The organism is Parafrankia colletiae, from assembly GCF_001854655.1.
Lineage (GTDB): Bacteria > Actinomycetota > Actinomycetes > Frankiales > Frankiaceae > Parafrankia > Parafrankia colletiae.
Genome location: NZ_MBLM01000126.1, coordinates 36,434 through 57,293, shown reverse-complemented (window position 1 = coordinate 57,293; position 20,860 = coordinate 36,434). Strand labels below are relative to the sequence as shown.

Here is a 20,860-nt window from a genome sequence, read left to right as displayed (position 1 = left end):
TCACGGCCACCGGCGCGACATTCCATCCGATAAGCGACCCTCGTGACGATTTCAGTGTCGCGGGCCTTGATGGCCGGTTTCCCGAGCGAAGAAAGGTGTCCGGCCTGCGCAAGCTGCAGTTCGACATGGTGCACGGGTTCGCCCGACCGACGTGCACCCATGTCAGCGACCTGCGGGCCCTCCTCGATCTGGAGCCCGCCGACGTCATTGTCGGCGACACCGCGTTCATTGCCGCGCCACTGATCCAGGAACTCGGCGGACCCGTGTTCGCCGGTTTCGGTATCTCCGTGCTCGGCTTCCCCAGCCGGGAACTCGCCCCGTTCGGCCTCGGGCTCACCCCCTCCGCCACCCTGCCCGGGCGGATCCGCAACCGCGTCCTCGAACAGGTCATGCGCCGGATCGTGTTCCGGTCGATGAGCACGGAGGTCAACGCCATCCGGCGCGGGCTTGGCCTGCCTGCCACCTCGGACGTGCTGTTCGAGTATCCGCTGGCATCCCGGCTGTACCTGCAGTTCAGCCCACCCGGCTTCGAGTACGCCGTCACCGACCTGCCGCCCCAGGTGCGCTTCGTCGGGCCGCCGCGCCCGCTGGGCGACCCGAGCTGGACCCCTCCGGCCTGGTGGGACGAGCTCAGCTCCGGGCGCCGGGTCGTCCTGGTGAACCAGGGCACTGTCGCGACCGACGCGGAGCAGCTGCTCCGCCCGGCGATCGACGCCCTCTCCGGGGAGGACGTCCTGGTCGTCGCCGTGACCGGCGGCGGCGACCCGGCTGCGCTCGGGACCCTGCCGCCGAACGCCCGCGCCGAGCGTTTCATCCCCTTCGGCGAGCTCCTGCCGCACGTGGACGTCTTCCTGACGAACGGTGGCTACGGTGGGACACAGCTCGCGCTCTCCCATGGCGTGCCGATCGTCGCGGCCGGCAGGACCGAGGACAAGATCGAGGTCAACGCACGGGTGGCGTGGTCCGGGGTCGGCGTGGACCTGCGTACCCAGACTCCGTCGGGGGAGCAGATCCGCACAGCCGTCCGCAGGGTCCTGGCCGACCCGCGCTACGCCATGAAGGCCCGCCGCCTCCAGGCCGAGATCGAGGCTGCCGGACGGGAGGAGCAGGCCGCCGACCTGCTGGAGACCCTGGCTGCCTCCGCCTCGCCGGCCGCCAGCACTCCCACCGCCAGTACCTCTTCGCGCAGCGCTGCGTAGACCCGCCCGCGCACGGGCGTGTTCAGTGGCAGTGGCCCTGTCTGCCGAGGGTTTCCACGGGGGGCGCGGCGGGGCGGGTCCACTGCGGCACGGGGCGGCTGGTCGGGCCCCAGGTGGCGTTCCCGTCGGCGTCCGAGCGCCAGTACCAGCAGGCGTGGCTCCCCTCGGGCCAGCCCTCGGGCTTGTCCTCCCACGCCTCGCCGCGGCCGTAGGGCGTCCGGTCGAGCAGAGCGAAGGAGCCGTTGGCCGGCTCGTTGCCGCGGCCGGTCGTGGAGTAGGTGAGGAACACGCGGTCGCCGTCGCGCAGGAAGCAGGTGAGGTAGCCCATGGCGCCGCCGACCGGCTCGTCCAGGTCGCGCACCGAGTACCAGGGCTGGGTGTAGCCCATGAAGGCGACGTAGGAGGCCACCTCGTCCCACCGGCCCGTCGTGACGATCGCGGCCGAGACGCCTCGGGCGTTGAGGTAGACGGCGTCCTTGAGGTGCCAGGCCATCATGGTGCAGCCCTCGCACTGCCCCTGGTGCGGTGCGCCGTCCCACCACATGTGCTTGTAGACCACGAGCTCGTCGCGGCCCTGGAACAGGTCCAGGAACGGGACCGGGCCGTCGGCGCCGACAACCTGCACCGTCCCGTCGAACTCCACCATCGGCAGCCGGCGGCGGGCCGCGGCGAGGGCGTCGCCCTCCCGGGTGTGGGCCTTCTCGCGGACGAGGAGCTCATCCCGGGCGGCCTGCCAGGTGGCCAGGTCGACGACGGGCGGGCGTCCTGGCAACGTGGTGGCCGGGTCGGCAGGGATGGTCGTCATGGTGTCCTCCGTGGTGTCTCGTGCCGGGCCGCGTCGTACGACGCGCTACAGCGGTCACCAGAACAGACCCGCGACGCGGCCTGAACTCATCGCGGCAGGAGATCCCGCCATCGGCTGGCTAGGATCGGGTGTCATGCGACGCCGACGACGTTGATCCCGGGGATGTTCCTCTGCTGAGGCGGGCCTGGCCCGCCGGCTGTATGCGTATGCGGCGTGCGAGGAAGCAGTCCTCTTCTACCCGCTGTACGCGTTGCTGCTCGTCGAGCACGGCCTGTCACCGGCCGCTGTCTCGTCGCTGTTCGCGCTGTGGTCGCTGACGGCGTTCCTCACCGAGGTTCCCTCGGGTGTGCTTGCGGACCTGGTGTCGCGCCGGCTGCTGCTGGTCTTCTCTCCGCTGCTGACAGCCGCCGGGTTCGCCCTCTGGACACTGGCACCCGGCTACGGTGCTTTCGCCGCCGGGTTCGTGCTGTGGGGAATCGGCGGGTCGCTGCGGTCGGGCACCTGGCAGGCGTACATCCACGCCGAGCTCACGGCGCTGGGCCGGGTGGATGTCTACCCCCGGCTGACAGGCCGCGCTGAGGCCGTCGGCACCGTGTCAGCGCTGGTCGCGGCCGTGGTGGCCGGCCCGGTGCTGGCCGCGGGCGGGTTCGTCATGGTGGGCTCGGCGAGCGTCGCCGCACCTCTGACGGCCGCTGCTCTGGCCCTGGCCCTGCCCCACACCCGCACCACCATGACCGCTGGCGGGGCTGGCGGGGCTGGCGGGGCTGGCGGGGCTGGCGGGGCTGGCGGGGCTGGTGGGGCTGGTGGGGCTGGCGACGCGGCGGACGGTGGCCGGGATGCACGTTCGAGTGTCGGCGGCGAGCAGGAAACAGGGTCGCTTCGGGTTCTCCGTGCGGGCCTGGCGGCTCTGCGCCGCTCGGCGGCGACACGGGCTGCCGTCGCGACGGTGGCCGGCCTGGCAGCCATCCTCACGCTCGACGAGTACCTGCCCCTGCTCGTCGCCGACACGGGACTCCCACCGTCCCTCGTCCCCGCCGGTTACGGGATCATGCTTGCCGGTACCGCCGTCGGCGCCTGGCTGGCCGATCGCGGAACCCGCCACCCGGGGCGGGTACTGGCCGCCGGGGGATGCGCCCTGGCTGTCGGTGCGCTCAGCGCCACGCCTGTCGGGCTGGTCGGTGTGGCGGTCGCGTTCGGGGTGCTGCAGTGGGCGGCGGTGCAGGCCGACACCCGGCTGCAACAGGTCGTTCCGGACTCCTCCCGGGCGACGGTCACCTCGCTGGCCGGGTCCGTGTCCGAGATCGCCTCGGTGGGGGTGTTCGGTTTCTGGGCCGCAGGATCGGTGTGGGCGGGCCTGACGGTGCTGTTCGGCTGCGCCGGTCTGCCGGTGCTCCTGCTCGCCGCTGCGCTGCGCCGTTCCCGCAGCCGGCCGGCTCGCGCCGCCATCCGTTGTTGCGCGATTCGCCTCAAGCGTAGAGCGAAGCGATCCGCGAAAAGGTGACAGGTCGACTTCGACATGTTCGGACCGAAATTCCTCGGTGCTCATCGACGCAGGGTGATGAACCCTTTCTGAACCTGCACTGAAGCGGACGGGGAGACGATGGAGAGTGGTGGAAGGAATGCCCCCCGGGCTCTGGTGAACGTGTCCGGTCGCGCCGGTCAGGCGAGTGGCCGTGACGCGGTCTCGACCAGGCGGCCACCGAACAGGTCACGATCCTGGAATGAGGAGGCCATGATGAAGCGCAGGTACGAGGCGCCGTCGATCTCGGCACGAGGATCTTTCCGGGATGTCACCGGAACCTTCTTCTGGGGCTGGCACCGAGGCTGGGGCTGGGGCCACGGCTGGGGCAGTTGGGGCGGCTGGGGCTGGCACGGCGGCGGCTGGGGACGTGGCTGGGGCTGGTAGGAACCAGCGGAACCTGAGCTCCTCACCCCGGAGCATCTCCCCGAAGGAACCCCGGAGCATCTCCCCGAAGGAAGCGGCAGCCGTGCCCGATCGACGGCGGCGAAGCGTACGCACCCGTACAGGTCGGCCTCAAACCTGCCGAGATGGTCCGCCCGGGCGTCCATGGCGGCGACCAGGTCGGGCACGGCCTCCGCGCAATACTCCAATCGGACGATTGGAACCGGCCGCCGCCGGGTCGGAGACGAGCGGTTTCCTCCCCGTCCCGTGCCGTCGGGGCGAGATTCTGAAGCCACCGTGCGGTGCGAACTTCGGTGGAGGAGATGGTCTGTGACCACGGTGAGCGGCGCGGAGACGTCCACGGTCGATCTTGGCGGGCTGGTGGGCGCGATGACGGCGACCCGCCTTGCGGACCCCTACCCGCGGTACCGGGAGTTCCGGGAGGCCGCGGCCTTCGTGCCCGAGGAGAGGGACGGCCACACGATCACGCTGGTGACGCGCCTTGCCGAGGCGTCGGCGGTGCTCGCCCATCCGGCGTCCGGCCATGGGTACGGCGCCGGCATCAGCTACCGGGGGGTCGCCGAGGACGGGCTGGGCTCCCTGCTGCGCGCCGACCCGCCCGACCACACCCGCCTGCGGCGGCTGGTCGGCAGGGCGTTCACCCCGGCGGTCATCGAATCCCTCGTCCCGGAGATCACCTCCGTGGCGCACACCCTGCTCGACCAGGCGGTCGACAAGGGCCGGATCGACGCGGTCRCCTCCTACGCGCGCCCGCTGCCGCTGCGGGTGATGTGCCGGCTGCTCGGCGTCCCCACCGCGGACGAGGAGCTGTTCGGCGGATGGGCGGACGCACTCAGCCGCGGCCTCGACCCCGCCTACCTGCTCACCGCCGCGGACAAGGCCGCCTGCAACACGGCGACGGTCGCGTTCGACGACTACTTCCGCGACCTGATCGCCCGGCGCCGCAGAGAACCGCGCGAGGACCTGCTCAGCCGCCTCGTGGAGATCCACGACGACGGCGACATGCTCACCGAACGGGAACTGCTCGAACTGTGCACCCTGCTTCTCGTCGCCGGCCACGAGACGACCGTGAACCTCATCAGCGGCGGCATCCTCGCGCTCCTGCGCAACCCCGACCAGCTGGCGAACGTGCGGGCCGATCCCTGGCTGGTCGGCTCCGCGGTCGAGGAGACCCTGCGCCACGACCCGCCAGTGCAGTTCGTAGCCCGCACCATCCTGCAGGACGCCGAAATAGCCGGGTACCGTTTCACCCGCGGCGACGGCGCCGTCATCATGATCGGCGCCGCCAACCGCGACCCGGCCGCGTTCGCCGAGCCGGACCGGTTCCTCGCCGCCCGCCACACCAGTTCCGCCGGGGCACGACGCCATCTCGGGTTCGGTGTCGGTATTCACTACTGCCTCGGCGCGCCCCTGGCCCGGCTGGAGGCGGACATCGCCTTCCGCGCGCTGTTGAAGCGGGCGCGCTCCATCACCCTGGCCGAGGAGTCGCCGGCCGGCGGCGCTCTTATCTACCGCCCGCACATCATCCTGCGGGGCCTGGCAAGCCTCCCGCTCCACCTGTCAGCAGCCTGAGCGACGCGGTCGACCTGAAGGAGACGGGTCAGCCTGGATCGCTGGTGGTCAGGCCTGGGATACCTGCCCGTTCGCGCTGTTCCAGAACAGCGGAGCCATGCTGGAAGTGTTCCGTGGGCCCCCGTCTCCGGGTGCCACGAGATGAAGCCGCCCGTGAAGGTCATGAAGCGGCCTGTCCCGTCYAGCCCGGCTCCCGACATCGCCCAGTTCCTCGCCGACATAGTGGATGATTCTTTACGCTGGCCTACCGCCTGCGGGGGGTGATGACAGCACCGAGAGCCTCCTTGACGACCATCGGACTCATCTCCAATGTGTGGAAATCGGTGATGACGATGTCGTCCGCGCCCACACCCGAGGCGGCGAGTTCGACGACGGTCTTCTCCAGACGTCGGCTCGTGACGGTGTGGTCGAAGGCCTCCAGCGGGTGTTTCACCACCAGTGCCGCCTGCCGGGTCCCGTGGCCGACCAGGCAGGATGGCGCCGGTGTGCTCAGCCGGTGGGCCGCACCGTGAGCGTCCGCCCAGTCTCCGAGCACGCGCTCCTCACGCTCCGGGCTCGCCGGCAGCGTGCCGCGCCGGAGCACGCTGAGAAGGTCCCGGGCCACCCGCCAGTCGAGCAGCGGATGGTAGGCCATGTTCGTGTAGTCCCGCAGGCAGCGGTAACAGGAAGAGACGCATTCATCGGCGTGGGTGTCCTGGTCCAGACCGCCCAGATAGCGTTCGACGGTGTCGAGGAAACGTGGCAGCTCCGCCGCCTCGCCCAGATGTGAACTGAAACCTGCCCCGTTCTCCAGGGTGTCCGCCAGGAACGCATAGAAGCTTTGCTCGCCGCCACGGGCCGACGAATGGATGCCGGCCGTGATTTCCTGCGTCTGCACGTCCAGATGTTTCGCCGCCGCGCTGCGGAGCAGGAACGCCAGCGAGTACCAGGCCGTCCGCAGCCCCTGGGAGATATCGGCGGCGCAGCGCGGCGGAGCGTCGGCAATGTTCAGGCGCAGGCCCTCGCCGGGGAGGGTGGGGATGTCCGAGCCGACGAAGAGCAGGTCGGTGTGCAGAACGGCGCCGAGCGCGACCCGGGTCGTGTCCCCGGCGGGCAGGCGGATCCGCTGGTCCTCGACGCGGTCGACGGTCGCGGCCTCGAGATAGCCACCCCAGGGGTCGGCGACGGTACGGCGGAAGGCGAACAGGCGTCCGAGGTTCTCGTTGACGATGTAACGGGAGCCGCGTCCGGACAGCGCGACGAGGTTGCGGTCCGTCGTCGACTGCTCCAACTTGTCGAGGTCGCTGGTGGCGCGGGCGACTATGCGCCGAGGTGACCAGGTGAACGCCCCGTCGAAGTCCCGTTCGGCGCCGGCGCGGAAGCCGAGGGGCTGACGGGTCTCGACCACGCGGTAACCGTCCCGTCCGCACGCCGGGCAGTCCGCGGCCCCCGCCGGTGCCGTCATGGCCGCCGCTCCTGTCGCCCCTGCCTGGCCGGTGGGGCGGGTCAGCTCGGGGTCGGTGACCTCGCCGACGTGGTTGCACTCCATGCACAGGCCGAGGTGGTGGCCGTACGCGAGTGGCTCATCGACCGGCTTCGGCCCGCGGAACGACGGTTGGAAACTGGTTACGCCGACGACGGTGTGGACCGACCCGTCGCGGACGATCTCGCTTCCAGGGGCGAACTGGGACAGCGCGATCGACAGATCCCGGTCGACGACGTCGTCCGGAGGCCAAGGGAAGGAGCGGGTCGGGCGGCTGAGGTGGAGCAGCCGGACCTGGGTCGGGAAGCCGAACATCGGCAGCAGCCCCGCCTCCGCGAGCCGCTGGCTGAGCGCCTCGTGCCCGACCGGGCGGGCGGCCACAGTGTCGATCGCCTCGGGAAGCCGCCGCAGCCCGGCGATCGCCTCGTCCACCGTCAGCCGCAGCGATGTGTGGGCCGACAGCGCCCGGAAGATCGCCGTGACCGTTCCGGTGTTCGCCGCCAGCCACCGCCGGATGTGCGGCCCGCGCCGGTCCCATTCGTCGACGGCGCCGAACTCACCGTGGACGTTCGGCACCCTGCCGTCCACCCGCAGGTCCGGGGGCAGTGCGCGGAACGCCGCGGTCAGCACGGCGGCGCTCAGCGATCGGTCGAGGATCTCCCGCTGCCCCATCGCCAGGTACGGCGGCGGGGTCGGGTCGTTGGTGATCTCCACCGGGTGCTGGAAGTAGTGCTCGTCGTGGCTGCGGCCGCGGCAGACGGTCAGCGCGACCGCGACGGGGGAGTCCCGCCGGCCGGCGCGCCCGACCCGCTGCTGGTAGTTGTAACGGGTGGGCGGCATGTTGGCCATGGCGACGCCGGCGAGCGCGCCGATGTCGATGCCCGCCTCCATGGTCGTGGTGACGGAGAGCAGGTCGACGCCCTGGGCGAGCGGGATCTCGTCACCGTCCAGGAACACCTCCTGGAACATCGCCTGGCGGCGCTGGCGTTCGGTGCGGCCGGTCTGCCCGGTGAGCTCGGCGCAGCTCAGTCGGAACCGGCCGTGGCCTGTCGACGCCTTCCACCCGTAGTAGTCCCGACCGGCGTCCCGAGGGGGGTTCCCGGACGTCGGGAGCGCGGCCCGGCACCGGGTGCAGACCAGCGCGCCGGGGTGGAGATGCTGGCGCCGACAGGCCGGGCACGTCCATGCGGTGTCGCCTGGACGGCGGACCACGACCTCCGCCGGGTCCACGAGGTACTCGCGCACCGCGTTGCCCCATCCCCGCGCCGCGCGGGCCGCGACCTCGTCCGGGTCGAGCCTGTGGGCGCGGGCGACGGCCTTCCAGAACTCCGTCAGCCGCCGCGGCGGGCGGGGGTTTCCGTCCCGATACCCGACGAGGCGACGCAGTTCGGCGAGGATCCGGACAYTGGCCCGGGCGATCGCCCGGTCGCCGGTCGGGTCCAGGTGGTGGTCCGACGTCCCCGGGCGCAGGTCGAGCCAGCCCAGGCCGAGGGACTCGAAGTCGCGGCCGGCCCCGGAGAGCAGGTTCTCGATGACGTTCTCCAGCAGGTCGTCCTCGGCGCCCAGCAGGCTGGCCTGCTCGGACGCGGTGAGCGTGCCGCGCACGACGGGAACGCCGGTCGACCAGTCGTAGAAGCGGTACCAGGACTCCTTGCCGTGGTGCTGTCGTGAGGGCTGTGGACCGGCCGGATTGACGCCCATCCGCAGCAGGCGTTCCTGGATCCTCGGCACCAGCGAGCGCAGCGTCGGCGGCTGGGAGAGGTTCGCCTCCAGGCCGGAAGGGTCGACATCGCCGGCGATCCAGGCGGCAAGCAGCGCGTTGAACTCGGTGCCGGACCGCTCACGCAGCCGGTCGAACGCGGCCTTGCTCTCCGGGGTCCGGTCGCCCTGCGTCCACCGGCGGGCGAGGTCGACGTCCGCGGTGCCCTGGTCGTCCTCCTCGACGATCTCGACGAGGAGCAGCCGCACCAGGTCCTGGTAGTGCCGCAGGCCGACACCCGCGGCCATCTTGGCAGCGTCCTGCCTGCTGTCGGAGAACAGCAGGACCTTGCGCTCGGTGGCGTCCAGCTGGCCGGCCAGCTCGGTGACGAGTACCTGGTTGACCTTCTCGAACCCGGTGCGCATCAGCCGCACCGGGGAGCGGTAGCGCTGCGGGTCGATGGCGGCGAGCGGACGTCCCTTCACCGAGCCGCGTCGGTAGGTGATCTCCCAGTCGGCGCCGCAGGCCGGACACCGGGTGGGAAACGGGGGGAGCGCGGAGCGGTCCACCCCCACGCCGCGCTTCGCCTCGACGTGAAAGCTCCAGCCCGTCGAACCGTGCTCGATGTTGCGCAGCAGGCCGCTACGGGGATCGAGCGTGCTGCGGCGGAAGGTGAACGTCAGATCGCCGCGTTTCCAGGTGGCGTCGTCGTCGGCCTGCTGGGGCTGGTCCGAAGGCCAGTAGACGACATAGTTCGCGGCGGTACGGTCCACCGCCGCCTGCTCCGGGAGGCGCCTGAGCTCGGGGACGTCGGGGAACAGCTCCGCATTGAACAGCCGCCGCTCGGTCTCCGCCGCGACGGTGAAGCCGCCGAGCATGACATCGCCACAGCTCTGGCAGAAGACGAGTTCGAGCACCCGCGCGCCGCACAGGCACCGCTCCCGCGGCTGCGCATACAGCCGGCCGATGCCGGGCCRCCGCCGGACACCGGAACCGCGCTCGCCGGTGTCGCCGCCGCTTCCGGTGACCATGACGGGGCAGATCGGGTCGGTACAGGCCCAGATGCCGCTGACGTTGCGAAAGAAGAAGTGCGCGCGGATCTTCGGAAGGCCGCCGCCACCATCGTTACCGGCAGCCGACCGCAGCACCCTGAGCAGACCACGTAGCGAGGCTTCCCGCTCGTCGCGCGTTGCCACCGGGAACAGTCGGGATGCGAGGTCGTCGGCGGCCCGTGTGACCGTGCCGCCGTGCTCCGGGTCATGTAGCGCCGCACGGAGCGCGTCCGCTCCGCCGGTGCGTGCCAGCAGCTCCGCGGCCTGTTCCGGAGACGGGTCCGTCGGCTCGGYGGCGGCGTCGGTGAACAGGCGTGCCGCCGCACCGCCGAGCGCGACACCACCGACACCGGCCGCCGCTCCGACGCCGGACGTTCCCGGCGTCGGCTGCACGGTCGTGCCGGCGACGAAGTCGAAGGCGTCGGCGTCGGCGGCGAAGAACTCGGCGAGGAAGCGGCGGTCCCGCTCCGGGCTCAGCGACGCCGAGGCCGCCAGGATGCGGAACTGCTCCGGACTGTCCGCCACCCCCAACCGGTGCCGGAGGTTGCGCAGCAGGTAGGCGACCTCCGTACCTGCCGTGCCCCGGTAGAGGTGCAGCTCGTCCACGACGAGGGTGAAGCGGTGCTCGGGATGCGCCGCGAGCCAGTCCCGGGTCGTGTCGAAGAAGCTCTGGTCGCGGGAACGCCCGAGCATGATGTTCAACATCGAGTAGTTCGTGATCAGAATGTCGGGGGGTGCGGCGGCCATGTCCCAGCGCGAACGCATCTCGGCGCCGTCCAGCCGGGGGACGAAGAACCGCGCGTCGCCGCCGTTCCGGTGTGCCTGCCGGGCCCGCTTCTCGGTCTCCCGCAGGTAGTCGCGCAGCTCGCTGAGCTGCCGGCTGTCACCGGGCTCGCCGGTCACCGGCGTCGCCCCGGTGTAGCGGCCGAAGGTGAAGCGGTGGCCGCGGCGGTGCCGGTCCAGCCATCGGCGTGCCTCGTCACTGTCGAGCGCCCGGCGCAGCCGGATCAGCTGGTCGTCGACGAGGGCGTTCATCGGGTAGAGGACGAGCGTGCGCACCGCCGCCGGCCGGCCGCTCTCGTCCGCCCGCTGTGCCCGGAACGGGCCGTTGCCTCGCCACCAGGGTTCGAACGGCGCTGGACCACCACCCCAGGCCGCAGATTCCGCCAGCAGGCTCGCGATCACCGGCAGCAGGAACGACTCGGTCTTGCCGGAACCGGTGCCCGCGGTGATGACCATGTTCCGGCCAGGTCGCAGCCCGGCGCGCAGCGCCTGCTCCTGATGGGTGTAGAGGCTGCGTCCCGCGGGCAGCAGGCCGCAGGCGGCGAACGCGGCCAGCTCGGCGGGTGCGCCGGCCCGCGCCGCCGACTCGGCCAGCGAGCACCCGGTCGAGGTGTACTCGGGGCGCAGCTCGACCAGCGGCTCGGTGTAGACGCCGCCGGGCCGGTCGAGCAGCGCCCGCCGTTCGGCCTCCAGCTCCTCGTCGGCCAGTCCAAACGGGGTGTCGTAATACCGCAGGTAGGCCTCGCGCAGCGCGTCGAAGGCACCGAAGACGTCGAGGGCAGGCGACGGACTGTCGGACATCAGCACACCTTCAGAGAAGAGTGGAGCGAGCGGGCGATCCGGTCGGCGACGCCGAGCGGGACACCGTCATAGACGATCTCCTGCCGGCCCCCGTCGCGGACGGGCGGAAGCCCGGTGCACAGCGCGGCGACCGCGCCGTGCGTAGCCGGCAGCGGCATGCTCATGTCGACGATGAGTGCCCCCAGGGCGTCACCGCCATCGTTTCCGCCGCCTCCTTTGCCTATGCCGCCCTCACCGTCCGACCGCCATCGCAGCGGCAGCCCGGAGTTGTCGTCCACCAGGTACCGGCCCTCGGCCCCTGTGGTGGCGAACCACGTCCCCGCCCGGCACAGCAGGTACTCCTTTCTGCCGTAGGTATCCCGCCGATACAGCCCGTCACCGAGGATGCGGCGGTCCGCCGGCTGGAACCGGGACGTCCGCCGGTTCCACCGCTCCAGCTCCGACCCCTGCCTGCCGGGCCGCTCCACCGCCACGGTCGGTGCGATGCTGCACAGCGCGGTGCTTCGCCGGACCGCTGCCTCCGGCTCGACGGGCATTCCGCCGCGGGCTGCCGCGGCCGCCAGGGCCTGGTCGTCCTCGTAGGCCAACCACCAGGTGGAGGGCAGCGGTAACCTGCCCGGACGCTCGTTGCGGTGCACGGTCAGCCGCACTCCCGGCCCCTCCGCGGCGTAGATCTGATCCTCGGACACCGCGCCGGCGAACAACGCGAGACTGCCGCGACCCGGCAGCTCGGCCAGCCGCGGGGGCTGTGCCTCCCACCGTCGCCGTGTGGTGTCGACCGCGAGAATGCCCAGCTCACACAGGTCCCAGACCAGACGCCGGACGTCCCGCGAGTCGGCCGCCTCGCCTGCGTACCAGGCCACCGTCCGGTACAGGGGACCGAGCGGGCCACGGTGGCGGTCGGCCAACCAGGCGAGCAGCACGTCCGGATCGGGCGTCACCGCGCCCTCCCTGCCATGGCCGTGGCATTGGCATGCCGCCGGTTGAGCGCCGCCCGCCGGTAGTGCTCCCACGCTTTCCTCTCGGGCCGTTCGACGTCGCTGGCCAGGACGAACCGTGCCCACGCAGCGGTGTCCACGGCGTTCAGCTCGCCGATGCTCGGCGGTACCTCTCGGAGCTGGTGGACCCGGCGCGGCGCCCCGTCGAGCGCCAGCCACACGGCTTCGGGCGGCGCCGTGACCCGGTAGGCGAACGCGCGGAGGGGGACTCTGCGACGCCGCCACCACCGCGGCGGCTCGGGTTCCCGGATCGGGATCGCATGCCCGTCGGACAGGAAGAAGTACGCCGCGGTGCCATAGGGCACGGTGAGCCGCGTCTCTCCCCACCGTGTCTCTCCCGTGGGTGCSGGCAGGACGAGCGGCTGCGGGGGATGGAGGGTGAACTGGCGGGTGTGGCCGCCCACCTGCACCGTGTGCAGACCCTCGGACAGCGACAGCGACCGCAGCGGGATGGTCCGGTCGGCCGGTGGCGCAGGGAGGCGGTGTCCGTCGAGGAGGACGGACTCGGTGGGATCCCACTCCGCGGGAAGCACCAGGTCCGGCGGCCCGTCGATGAGATAGCGCGATCCCCACGCGCCCGCACCGCTTTCCCGGCCCACCGGGAGCCCGCCGACCAGCCGCGGACGTCGGGACACCCGCACCGTCACCGCGGCCCCGAGATCCCGCAGCCGTGCGCCTGCCAGGGCGGCGTCGGTGAGGACAATCTCCCGGAGCACCTGCCAGCCCGGGAACGGGCCCTGCTCCGGGTGGACCTCGTCGGCCCCGGCCCCGGCGAGCATGTCCATCACTGCGTCCAGCAGATCGTCGCGGACGACCAGCAGCAGCGGCTCGTCGGACTCCACCACGGCGGTGGCGACCCAGGCACCGGCCGCGCTGTTCTCGGTGGCGAGGAGCACGCCGCGTGCCGGCTGCTCGACCTTCAGCCGCGCCCCCGCCGCATACAGACCGTGGGACAGCACGGCCTCGGCGTCGGGCAGGTCACCGGTGAGGCGGTACGAGCTTCGGTCGGGTTCCGCCCGCACCTCGAAGCCGCCTCCGCCCCCACTGTCGACGCCGGAGGCGTCGGAGGCGCCGTGCAGGGTGTCGCCGGCCACCCCGTCGACGACCGGGGCGTACCAGCCCACCTGCCAGTCGCCCCAGCCGTCGTCAAGAAAGGTGGGCAGCAGCGCAAGCCGACGCAGGTCTCTCCACCTCGCCTCCGGAGTGGGCGCCCCAGGTACGGCGGTCAGGACGGTGGACCAGGTCGGACGCTGGCCGTCGACCCGGTCGGGTGAATCCGCCACGGCCGCGAGAACGCCCCCGAGGACCTCGTCCCGCACCGGCCGCGGACTGCGCAGGGCGTCCCGCAAGGGGGGTGAGAGGAGGTCCATCCGCAGCCCCTCCCAGCGGCGCAGCGCCACGACGAGATCGGCCGGGCCACGTCTCGCCGCGGCCTGGCCCGCTGGTGAACGGAAGAACCCGTCCAGCTCCGGCAGGTCACGTTTCCGTACGACGGCCTGAGAGAGCGCGAATCCTATCCGCGTCTGACGCCCCTCCTGAAAGGTCACGAGGCCCCGCGCGCCGCCGTGGGCCCACATCCAGCCACGCAGCGTTTCCCAGTGGCTCGGGATCTGCTCGTAGCTGCTCTTCAACCGACGGTTCGTCTCCTGCGCGGATCCGCGGGGCATGGGAAGAAGGTCGACGAGCCGGCGATAGTAGTTGCTGGACCAGGCGCTGCCGTCGCGGTGCATCCGCGTCGCGGCGAGCACGCAGACGGCCAGCAACGGAAGGCACGGCGGCGGTTCGGGCAGCGGTTCCGGAAGCGGGTTACCCGGCCTTGTTCTCCGCCACGGCGTCTCGGCACGGAAGATGCCGTCGAAGATGTCCTCCCGGGCATCCCAGTCCAGCCGGCTCTGGAGAGCTCCGACCAGGTCCGGCCCGGAGGATCCCCGCAGCCGCTGCACCTTCTCGTCATCCAGGTGAAGGATGACGGGGCGTCCGTGAGCGGCCGGGCCGAAGAACTCCGCGGTCAGTCGCTGCTGCCACCAGTCGTACGGGTCCATGAGTGACCTCGTCTTTCCCGGGAGACCCGGCAACGCTGCGCGCGCCGGTCATCCATGGTCAGGGGGATGACGTCGTGCTGATCACAAACCGATCGACCGCGTCCCGACCTGCGGAGACAGAGCCGATCATCGAGTTACTTTGGCGGGGAACAAAATGCTGGGACCAGGAGAACCCCGCCGGCGGCAACCAGCCTGAGTCGCCTTCTCCGCCGGATGGCGAGAACAGCCCAGCCCGCCCCAAACGCCACGTCAGATTGTATTCCCTGTGCGGTTCAAACCCTTGGCGTGACGCGCCACGCCGGTCTCAGGCCCGGTAGGGCGCAGCGCGGCCGACTCCGTCCACGAACCTGTGTCGTCCTATTCCGGGAGCATGGAGACAACCCGACTCCTAACGGGTCCACCGCGTCTCGCCGGTGCTCTGTCGTTGCAGGCAGACGGTCCGAATACCGCTAGACCTCCGGTGCGGCGGCGAGTCCCTGCGGCGCCGGTGCCGTAGCGGCTGGTGCTGGTGTCGGGCTCGGGGCCGACGTCGCAGGATTCTCGGGCTGGTCCGGTGAGGGTGGGCCGGGAGGGGGCGCCTCCGTAGCTGACGGTCCGGCCGGGGCAGGAGTATCCGGCGCGGGGCCTGCCGGGAGCGGTGCCTGAGTGGCTGCCAGGGCCGGTGTGTCCTGGTCGCAGGCAGTACCGTCATTGTCCCGGTCGAGCCCGGAACGGTAGCCGGGCGCGCCACGCGGGATCGGGGCCACGCCGGCGGCGCGGGCCGCGTCACAGTTGGCGTAGTACACCGGGGACTGCGCCGGGGCAGGCGCCGGCGGTGCAGCGGCGGACGGCTCCCGCCCCGGCCCGGAGACAGGCTGGTTCGGCGCAGCGGCGCGCTGGTCGGATACAGCGGTACCTCGGTCTGGCACCGCGGCGTGCTGGTTTGGAGCGGTGGCGGCGCGGTCCGTCGACGCAACGGCGGAGCCGCCCGGACTGACGCCCGTGGTACCTCCCGGCCCCCTGTTTCGCGACGGAGATCCGRCTGGAGCAGCCGCCAGTGTGTCCGTCGTCCCGAGTTTCCCGGTGAGCGCTCCGTCCGGGGATGCATTCACTGCAGCGGTGGCGCGCCGCTCCTGAGCCGCCGGCCGTGGCGCCCCGCCGTCATCCGGCCCATCGGTGCCCCCGGCGCATGCGGCCAGCATGGCGACCGATACGACAATGATCGCCAAACGTGCTCCGCCCACGGTGTCCCCCTCACCCTGTCACAGCGCAGTGCACGTTACAGGCGGAAAAGTCCCCTGCCGCAGGCGGGTGCCCGCGTCGTCGGCCGTGACATGGCCTGTGGTTGTCACCGTTCCTGGCAACGGTGGACACCCCCCGTATGGGCTAGGGTCACCGGTGGGACATTGCGGGCGTGCCAGTCGGGGGACGGGCCCGCGGAGATGGCCGGGGGAGACGGGGTGCGGGAGCAGGGCCGGTGGGAGACGGTCACGCCGTCGCAGTTCCCGCACGAGCGGGAGGCGCTGGAGCACGTCCGGCTGCTGCTGCCGGACGCCGAGCCGTACCGGGCCTGGTCGAACTTCACGTTCACCGCGACCACCGGGCACATCCGCGAGGTCGACCTGCTGGTCGTCGCCCGCGGCGGCATCTACCTCATCGAGATCAAAAGCCTGGTCGGACGGCTGACCGCCGCCGGGTCGAACTGGACGCAGCACCGCGAGTCCGGCGGCACCCGGATCTTCGACAACCCGCTGCACCTGGCGAACCAGAAGTCCAAGGAACTGCGCTCCCTGCTGCAGAACGCCAGCCGCGGAAAGACGAAGATCCCGTTCGTCCAGCCGGCGGTCTTCCTGTCGAACCCGACCCTGCGCGTCGATCTCCCCGACCACCATCGTCACTGGGTCTTCGGCCCGGAACGCGGCACCCCGGCACGCCCCGCGGGCGCTGCAGGTCCCGCGGGGGCTGCAGGTTTCAGGGGTTCTGGGAGCCCCGCAGGTGCGGGCGGGACGCGACTGCCGTCGATCTGGTCCGGGCTGTTGGACGTCCCGCTGCGGGACGAACGGCAGCGGATCACTCCGGAGCTGTCGAAGGCCCTGGCCTCGCTGCTGCAGGCGGTCGGCATCAGCCGCAGCCGGCGCCACCAGCGGGTGGGCTCCTGGGAGCTGGAGTTCCCGGCGTTCGACTCCGGCCCGACCTGGCAGGACCATCATGCCGCCCACACCATGGTCGCCTCGGAGCGGCGGCGGGTGCGGATCTACCTCGTCGAGCGGGCCGCGGGGGAGGCCGAGCGGGCGAGCCGGGAGGCGGTCGCCCGCCGCGAGTTCCTCGTGCTGCACGGGATCAACCATCCGGGGATCGTGCAGGTCGACGCCCTGGAGAGCCACGAGGCGGGCCCGGCGCTGGTCTTCCGGCACCGGCCGGACGAGATGCGTCTCGACCACTACCTCGACCAGTACGGCGACCGCCTCGACGCCGGCACCCGGCTGCTCATGATCCGCCAGCTGGTGGAGGCGGTCGCCTACGCGCACCGCCGGCACCTGTACCACCGGGCGCTGTCCGCGCGCAGCGTGCTGGTCGTGCCGTCCGTCCGCCGCGGCGAGAAGCGCTGGCTCGCACCCACCCTGATGATCACCGACTGGCAGGCCGCGGCCCGCGACGCCGATTCGGGCACCGGTGCGGCCACCGGCGCGATGACGTCGACGTCCCGTGAGCTGGCRGTGGCGCCCGCGGCCCGCTTCCTCCCGCACCTGGAGCTGGCCGCCGCCGGCTACCTCGCACCTGAGATCAACGCCCCCTGGCCGGACCCGGTCGGCATCGACGTGTTCGGCCTGGGCACGCTGGCCTACCTGATCCTCACCGGCCAGCCGCCCGCGGACAGCCCGAACGCGCTGAAGGCACGCCTGGAGCAGGCAGGCGCCCTGCACCCGGCCGAGGCCGTCGACTCGCTGTCGGAGACGGTGGACGAGATGGTCGCGCAGGCGACCCGCCCGCTGCCCGAGGACAGGCACACCAGCGTCGGTGACTTCCTCGACTGGCTGCAGCTCGTCGAGGAGGAGTTCACCCGGCCGAGTCTCCCGCCCGCGGAGGAAACCGGCGGGGCGGAGCTCGAATCCGAGGCGGATCCGCTGGAGGCCCAGCACGGCGACCTCGTCGGTGGCGAGTGGCGGATCCGGGAGCGTCTCGGCACCGGGTCGACGAGCCGGGCGTTCCTCGCCCGCAACGAGAAGACGGACCGCGACGAGGTCCTCAAGATCGCCCTGTCGGACGAACGGGCGTCCCGGCTGGAGCACGAGGCGTCGGTGCTGGGCCGGCTCAACGACTCGCGGGTGATCAGGCTCGCCCGCCCCGACACGCTCGTCGTCGGCGGGCGCCGGGTACTCGTCCTCGACCACGCCGGCGAGCAGACGGTGGCCCGCAAGCTGCGCGACGGCCGGCTCTCCGTCGACGAGCTGGAGACCTACAGCGACTACCTGTTCGGCGCCGTCGACTACCTGGACGGCGAAGGCGTCGCCCACCGCGACCTCAAACCGGACAACATCGTCATCCGCCGCCGGCCCAACCGCACCTACCAGCTCGTTCTCATCGACTTCTCGCTCGCGAACATCTCCATCCGCGATACCACCGCCGGCACCCGCCGCTACCTCGACCCGTTCCTCGGCGCCGGCACCCGCACCACCTACGACGACCACGCCGAGCGCTACGCCCTGGCGGTCACCCTGCACGAGATGGCCTCCGGCGAACTGCCGGTGTGGGGCAACGGATCCGCCGAGGCACGGTTCACCGAGGGCCCGCCCACAGTGGCCACCGAGGCGTTCGACCCTGCCATCCGGCCCGGCCTCACCAGCTTCTTCCTACGAGCCCTCGACCGGGACGCCGCCCGCCGCTTCCCGTCCCTGAAGGACATGCGGGACGCCTGGCAGGCCGTCTTCCGTGCCGCCGACTCCACCCCGCCGACCCCGGCGACCATCCACCCGGCGACGACCGCGGCCGTGACCCAGCTGGCGGCGGGCACCCGTCCCGACACCCCCGGAGTCGGCGTCGGCGCCGCGGCCGTCGCCGGAGATCCGCCGGACAGCGTCGCCGCCCGCGACCGGGCCGCCGCAGTGGCGACCGCGGACACCCCGCTGGAAGCCGCCGGCCTGTCACCGCGGGCCGTCTCGGCCGCGCACCGGCTGGACGCGACGACCGTCGCCGACCTGCTGGCACTCGGCTCCAAGGAGATCATCAGCCTGCCGGGCACCGGCGCGAAGACCCGCCAGGAGCTGCAGTCCCGGATCCGCCAGTGGCGCCGCGTGGCCGCCGCTGCCGCAACCGCGGCGGCAGAAGCAGCGGCGACGGCTGCGGCGACGTCGCTGGAGACGGCGGTGCAGGCCAATGCGAAAGCCGTCCTTGTCGGGCCGGCCGACCTGCCGCTGCCCGTCGGCCAGCAGCCGGAAGGCCAGCGGGGCCCAGGGCAGCAGGCAGACGGGACGGCGGCGCAGCCAGCTCCCGACTACGCCCGGATGCCCGTCGACGTCCTCGCCGCGCGCCTGCTCCCGCGCCCCGTCGCCGGCCGGCGCAGCGCCGCCGAGCGCAACGCCACCGAACGCGAGGCCGCACGCCTGCTGCTCGGCCTGCCCGACGCCGCCGGGGTGCCGCCGGACGTCCCCCTCTGGGCGCCGCAGCAGCAGATCGCCGAGCGGGTCGGGGTGACCTCGGGGCGCATCGCGCAGGTGCTGAGCGCGCGGCGCAAGGCCTGGCACGCCGACGAGGCCGTCCGCTTCGTGCACGACGAGCTGATCGAGATCCTCGGTGACCTCGGCCGGGTGACGGGCTTCGACGAACTGGTCACCGCCATCCTCGCCCGCCACGGCAGCGGCGCCGACAGCGCCGGTGTCCGGCGATCGCCCGCCCAGCGCCGGGCGCTCGCCGCCGCCACGGTCCGCGCCGCGCTGGAGATCGTCGACCTCGACCTCGACACCGAACCCCGCCTGGCCCGACGCCGGTACTACGACCGGATGCTCGTCGCGCTCGAAGCCGCCGAGGACGACGGCCCCCTCGCACCGGCCGCACCCGCCCTCTTCGACTACGCCATAGCCCTGGGTCGAGCCGCGGACCGACTCGCCCGCGCCGAGGAGCTGCCCGCACCGGCGACCGTCCTGCGGGAGCTCTCCGCCGTCCGCACCCTGCCCGCGGGCGGCGACCCTGCAGCCGAGGGCCTCGACGACACCGGCGAGGCCGCCGACACCGACACCGGCATCGACACCGGTATCGGTATCGACGACGGGCCGGGTGCCCTGACCGGGATCGCCGGGCTGGGCGGTTCCGCCGAACTGAGCGGTGCGGGGGGTCCGAGCGGCGCGGGTGGCCCTGGTGGGCTCCCTGCGCTCGACCAGCAACGGCTCGTCCGGATGGCCGCCGCCGCCTCCCGAACTGCCGCCACCAACGCTCGCCTCGAGATCTACCCGCGGGACCTCGACCTGGTCCGCGCCCTGCGGCTTGCCCAGGCCGGCGTGTCGCCGACCCGCCCGGGCGCCATCCCGCCCCAGGTCAGCGGCTCGGGCGACCGCCCCGACCGGCTGCTGCTGGACGTCCCGACCATCCACGAGAGGGTCCACGCCCGCTTCCCCTGGCTCACCACTCCGCTGCCGACGCACCCGGAGCTCGACAGGCCGCTCGCCGCGGCCGGCTTTGTCCTCGAATGGGACGCGGCCCGCGACGGCTACGTGTCACCGCACGGCCTGCTCTCCTCGACCGGCCTCGGCGGCTCGGGCCCGCGTTCCACCTCGGTCGTCCGCCAGCCCACCGACCTGGGCGGCCGGCCGGCCCGCACCATGTTCGACCACCCCGACCAGGCCGCCGCGGCACTCACCGAACAGCGCCTGGCCGCCGCAGCCACGGACGGCGGCTTCCGCGCCCTCACCGTCCGACGCAACCACTACCTGGCCGCCCGCGCCGAACTGGCCCGTCCACACCGCTTCGCCGTCGACCTGGTGGACGTCGCCGCCGTCTTCCTCGACGCCCTCCACGCCGAGGTCGACCCGCGCCCCAAACCGACCTGGTCGACGATCCTGCGCGCTGACGCTGCCGCCCCCGGCACCCGCGCCGCCACCAACCTCGCCGAATACGTCCGCGCCGCCTGGGCCCGCGCCGCGCTGCAGCTCACCGCCCAGGTCGACGCGCCCACCGACCACCCCCACAACCGCTCCGGGGCCGGGACCGGCCGGCCCGCCCCGCTGCTGCTGCACGACGCCGGCCTGTTCGGCCGCTACGACGGCCGCGGCCTCGACGTCCTGTTCGCCCTCGCCGACCGGGCCCGCGCCGGCGGCCGTCCCGTCTGGGTGCTGTGCCCGACGACCGACCCGACCCGGCCACCGCGCCTGGACGGATCCCTCGTCCAGCTGGTGACCGAAAGTGAATGGGTGGTGCTGCCCGACGCCTGGGTCACCAACCGCCACCGCTCCGCCGACGAGAACACCGGCTACGCCGGCCAGGCGTCCTGACGAGGACGGCGCTGGCGCTGCGGCTGGCAAAGTTTGCCCGGCATGACGCCGCCCACCGCAGC

11 protein-coding genes are annotated in these 20,860 nt (G+C 72.4%); 4 read left to right on the top strand and 7 right to left on the bottom strand.

The features are described from left to right. Window positions 1–95: 95 nt before the first annotated feature. On the top strand, window positions 96–1,199 hold the full coding sequence (locus CC117_RS19165; RefSeq protein WP_321572625.1) for a glycosyltransferase: 1,104 nt from the start codon (window positions 96–98) through the stop codon (window positions 1,197–1,199). Between the two features lie 22 nt (window positions 1,200–1,221). On the opposite strand, the gene CC117_RS19160 is transcribed toward CC117_RS19165, so the two are convergent. Beyond that, entirely contained in the window at window positions 1,222–2,004 is a 783-nt protein-coding gene (locus tag CC117_RS19160; RefSeq protein ID WP_071086105.1) for a DUF899 domain-containing protein, read from the bottom strand. Window positions 2,005–2,254: 250 nt separating this feature from the next. Here CC117_RS19160 and CC117_RS36495 point away from each other — a divergent pair, with 250 nt between their 5' ends. Continuing rightward, window positions 2,255–3,505, top strand: coding sequence for an MFS transporter (locus tag CC117_RS36495; protein ID WP_071086103.1), 1,251 nt, complete (start codon window positions 2,255–2,257; stop codon window positions 3,503–3,505). A gap of 158 nt (window positions 3,506–3,663) precedes the next feature. Here the strand turns inward: CC117_RS36495 and CC117_RS39815 are convergent, their stop codons facing one another. Next, entirely contained in the window at window positions 3,664–3,798 is a 135-nt protein-coding gene (locus tag CC117_RS39815) for a hypothetical protein (protein ID WP_256385395.1), read from the bottom strand. Between the two features lie 439 nt (window positions 3,799–4,237). On the opposite strand from CC117_RS39815, the gene CC117_RS19150 reads away from it, so the two are divergent. Beyond that, window positions 4,238–5,500, top strand: coding sequence for a cytochrome P450 (locus CC117_RS19150; protein ID WP_071086102.1), 1,263 nt, complete (start codon window positions 4,238–4,240; stop codon window positions 5,498–5,500). Here CC117_RS19150 and CC117_RS40590 read toward each other — a convergent pair. From CC117_RS40590 to CC117_RS40150, 5 genes are all read right to left on the bottom strand, one after another. Beyond that, complete coding sequence (locus tag CC117_RS40590; protein WP_407673556.1) at window positions 5,437–5,700, bottom strand: hypothetical protein; 264 nt, start codon at window positions 5,698–5,700, stop codon at window positions 5,437–5,439. The two genes, CC117_RS19150 and CC117_RS40590, sit on opposite strands and share 64 nt — an antisense overlap. A 44-nt stretch (window positions 5,701–5,744) precedes the next feature. Further along, complete coding sequence (locus CC117_RS19145; RefSeq protein WP_071086178.1) at window positions 5,745–11,297, bottom strand: DEAD/DEAH box helicase; 5,553 nt, start codon at window positions 11,295–11,297, stop codon at window positions 5,745–5,747. Further along, complete coding sequence (locus tag CC117_RS19140) at window positions 11,297–12,238, bottom strand: hypothetical protein (protein ID WP_071086100.1); 942 nt, start codon at window positions 12,236–12,238, stop codon at window positions 11,297–11,299. The genes CC117_RS19145 and CC117_RS19140 overlap by 1 nt, the downstream gene beginning before the upstream one ends. Beyond that, window positions 12,235–14,337 carry a hypothetical protein gene (locus tag CC117_RS19135; RefSeq protein ID WP_071086098.1) on the bottom strand — a complete coding sequence of 701 codons (2,103 nt, stop codon included), beginning with the start codon at window positions 14,335–14,337 and terminating at the stop codon, window positions 12,235–12,237. Before CC117_RS19135 ends, CC117_RS19140 begins: the two co-directional genes overlap by 4 nt. Before the next feature lie 449 nt (window positions 14,338–14,786). Then, complete coding sequence (locus CC117_RS40150) at window positions 14,787–15,518, bottom strand: excalibur calcium-binding domain-containing protein (protein WP_084132413.1); 732 nt, start codon at window positions 15,516–15,518, stop codon at window positions 14,787–14,789. A gap of 240 nt (window positions 15,519–15,758) precedes the next feature. Here CC117_RS40150 and pglW point away from each other — a divergent pair, with 240 nt between their 5' ends. After that, complete coding sequence (pglW, locus tag CC117_RS19130; RefSeq protein ID WP_241830240.1) at window positions 15,759–20,798, top strand: BREX system serine/threonine kinase PglW; 5,040 nt, start codon at window positions 15,759–15,761, stop codon at window positions 20,796–20,798. Window positions 20,799–20,860 lie beyond the last annotated feature (62 nt).

Bases quoted from the DNA above. Each gene is read 5' to 3' on its own strand.
- CC117_RS19160 (WP_071086105.1), bottom strand. From the start codon at position 2,004: ATGACGACCATCCCTGCCGACCCGGCCACCACGTTGCCAGGACGCCCG.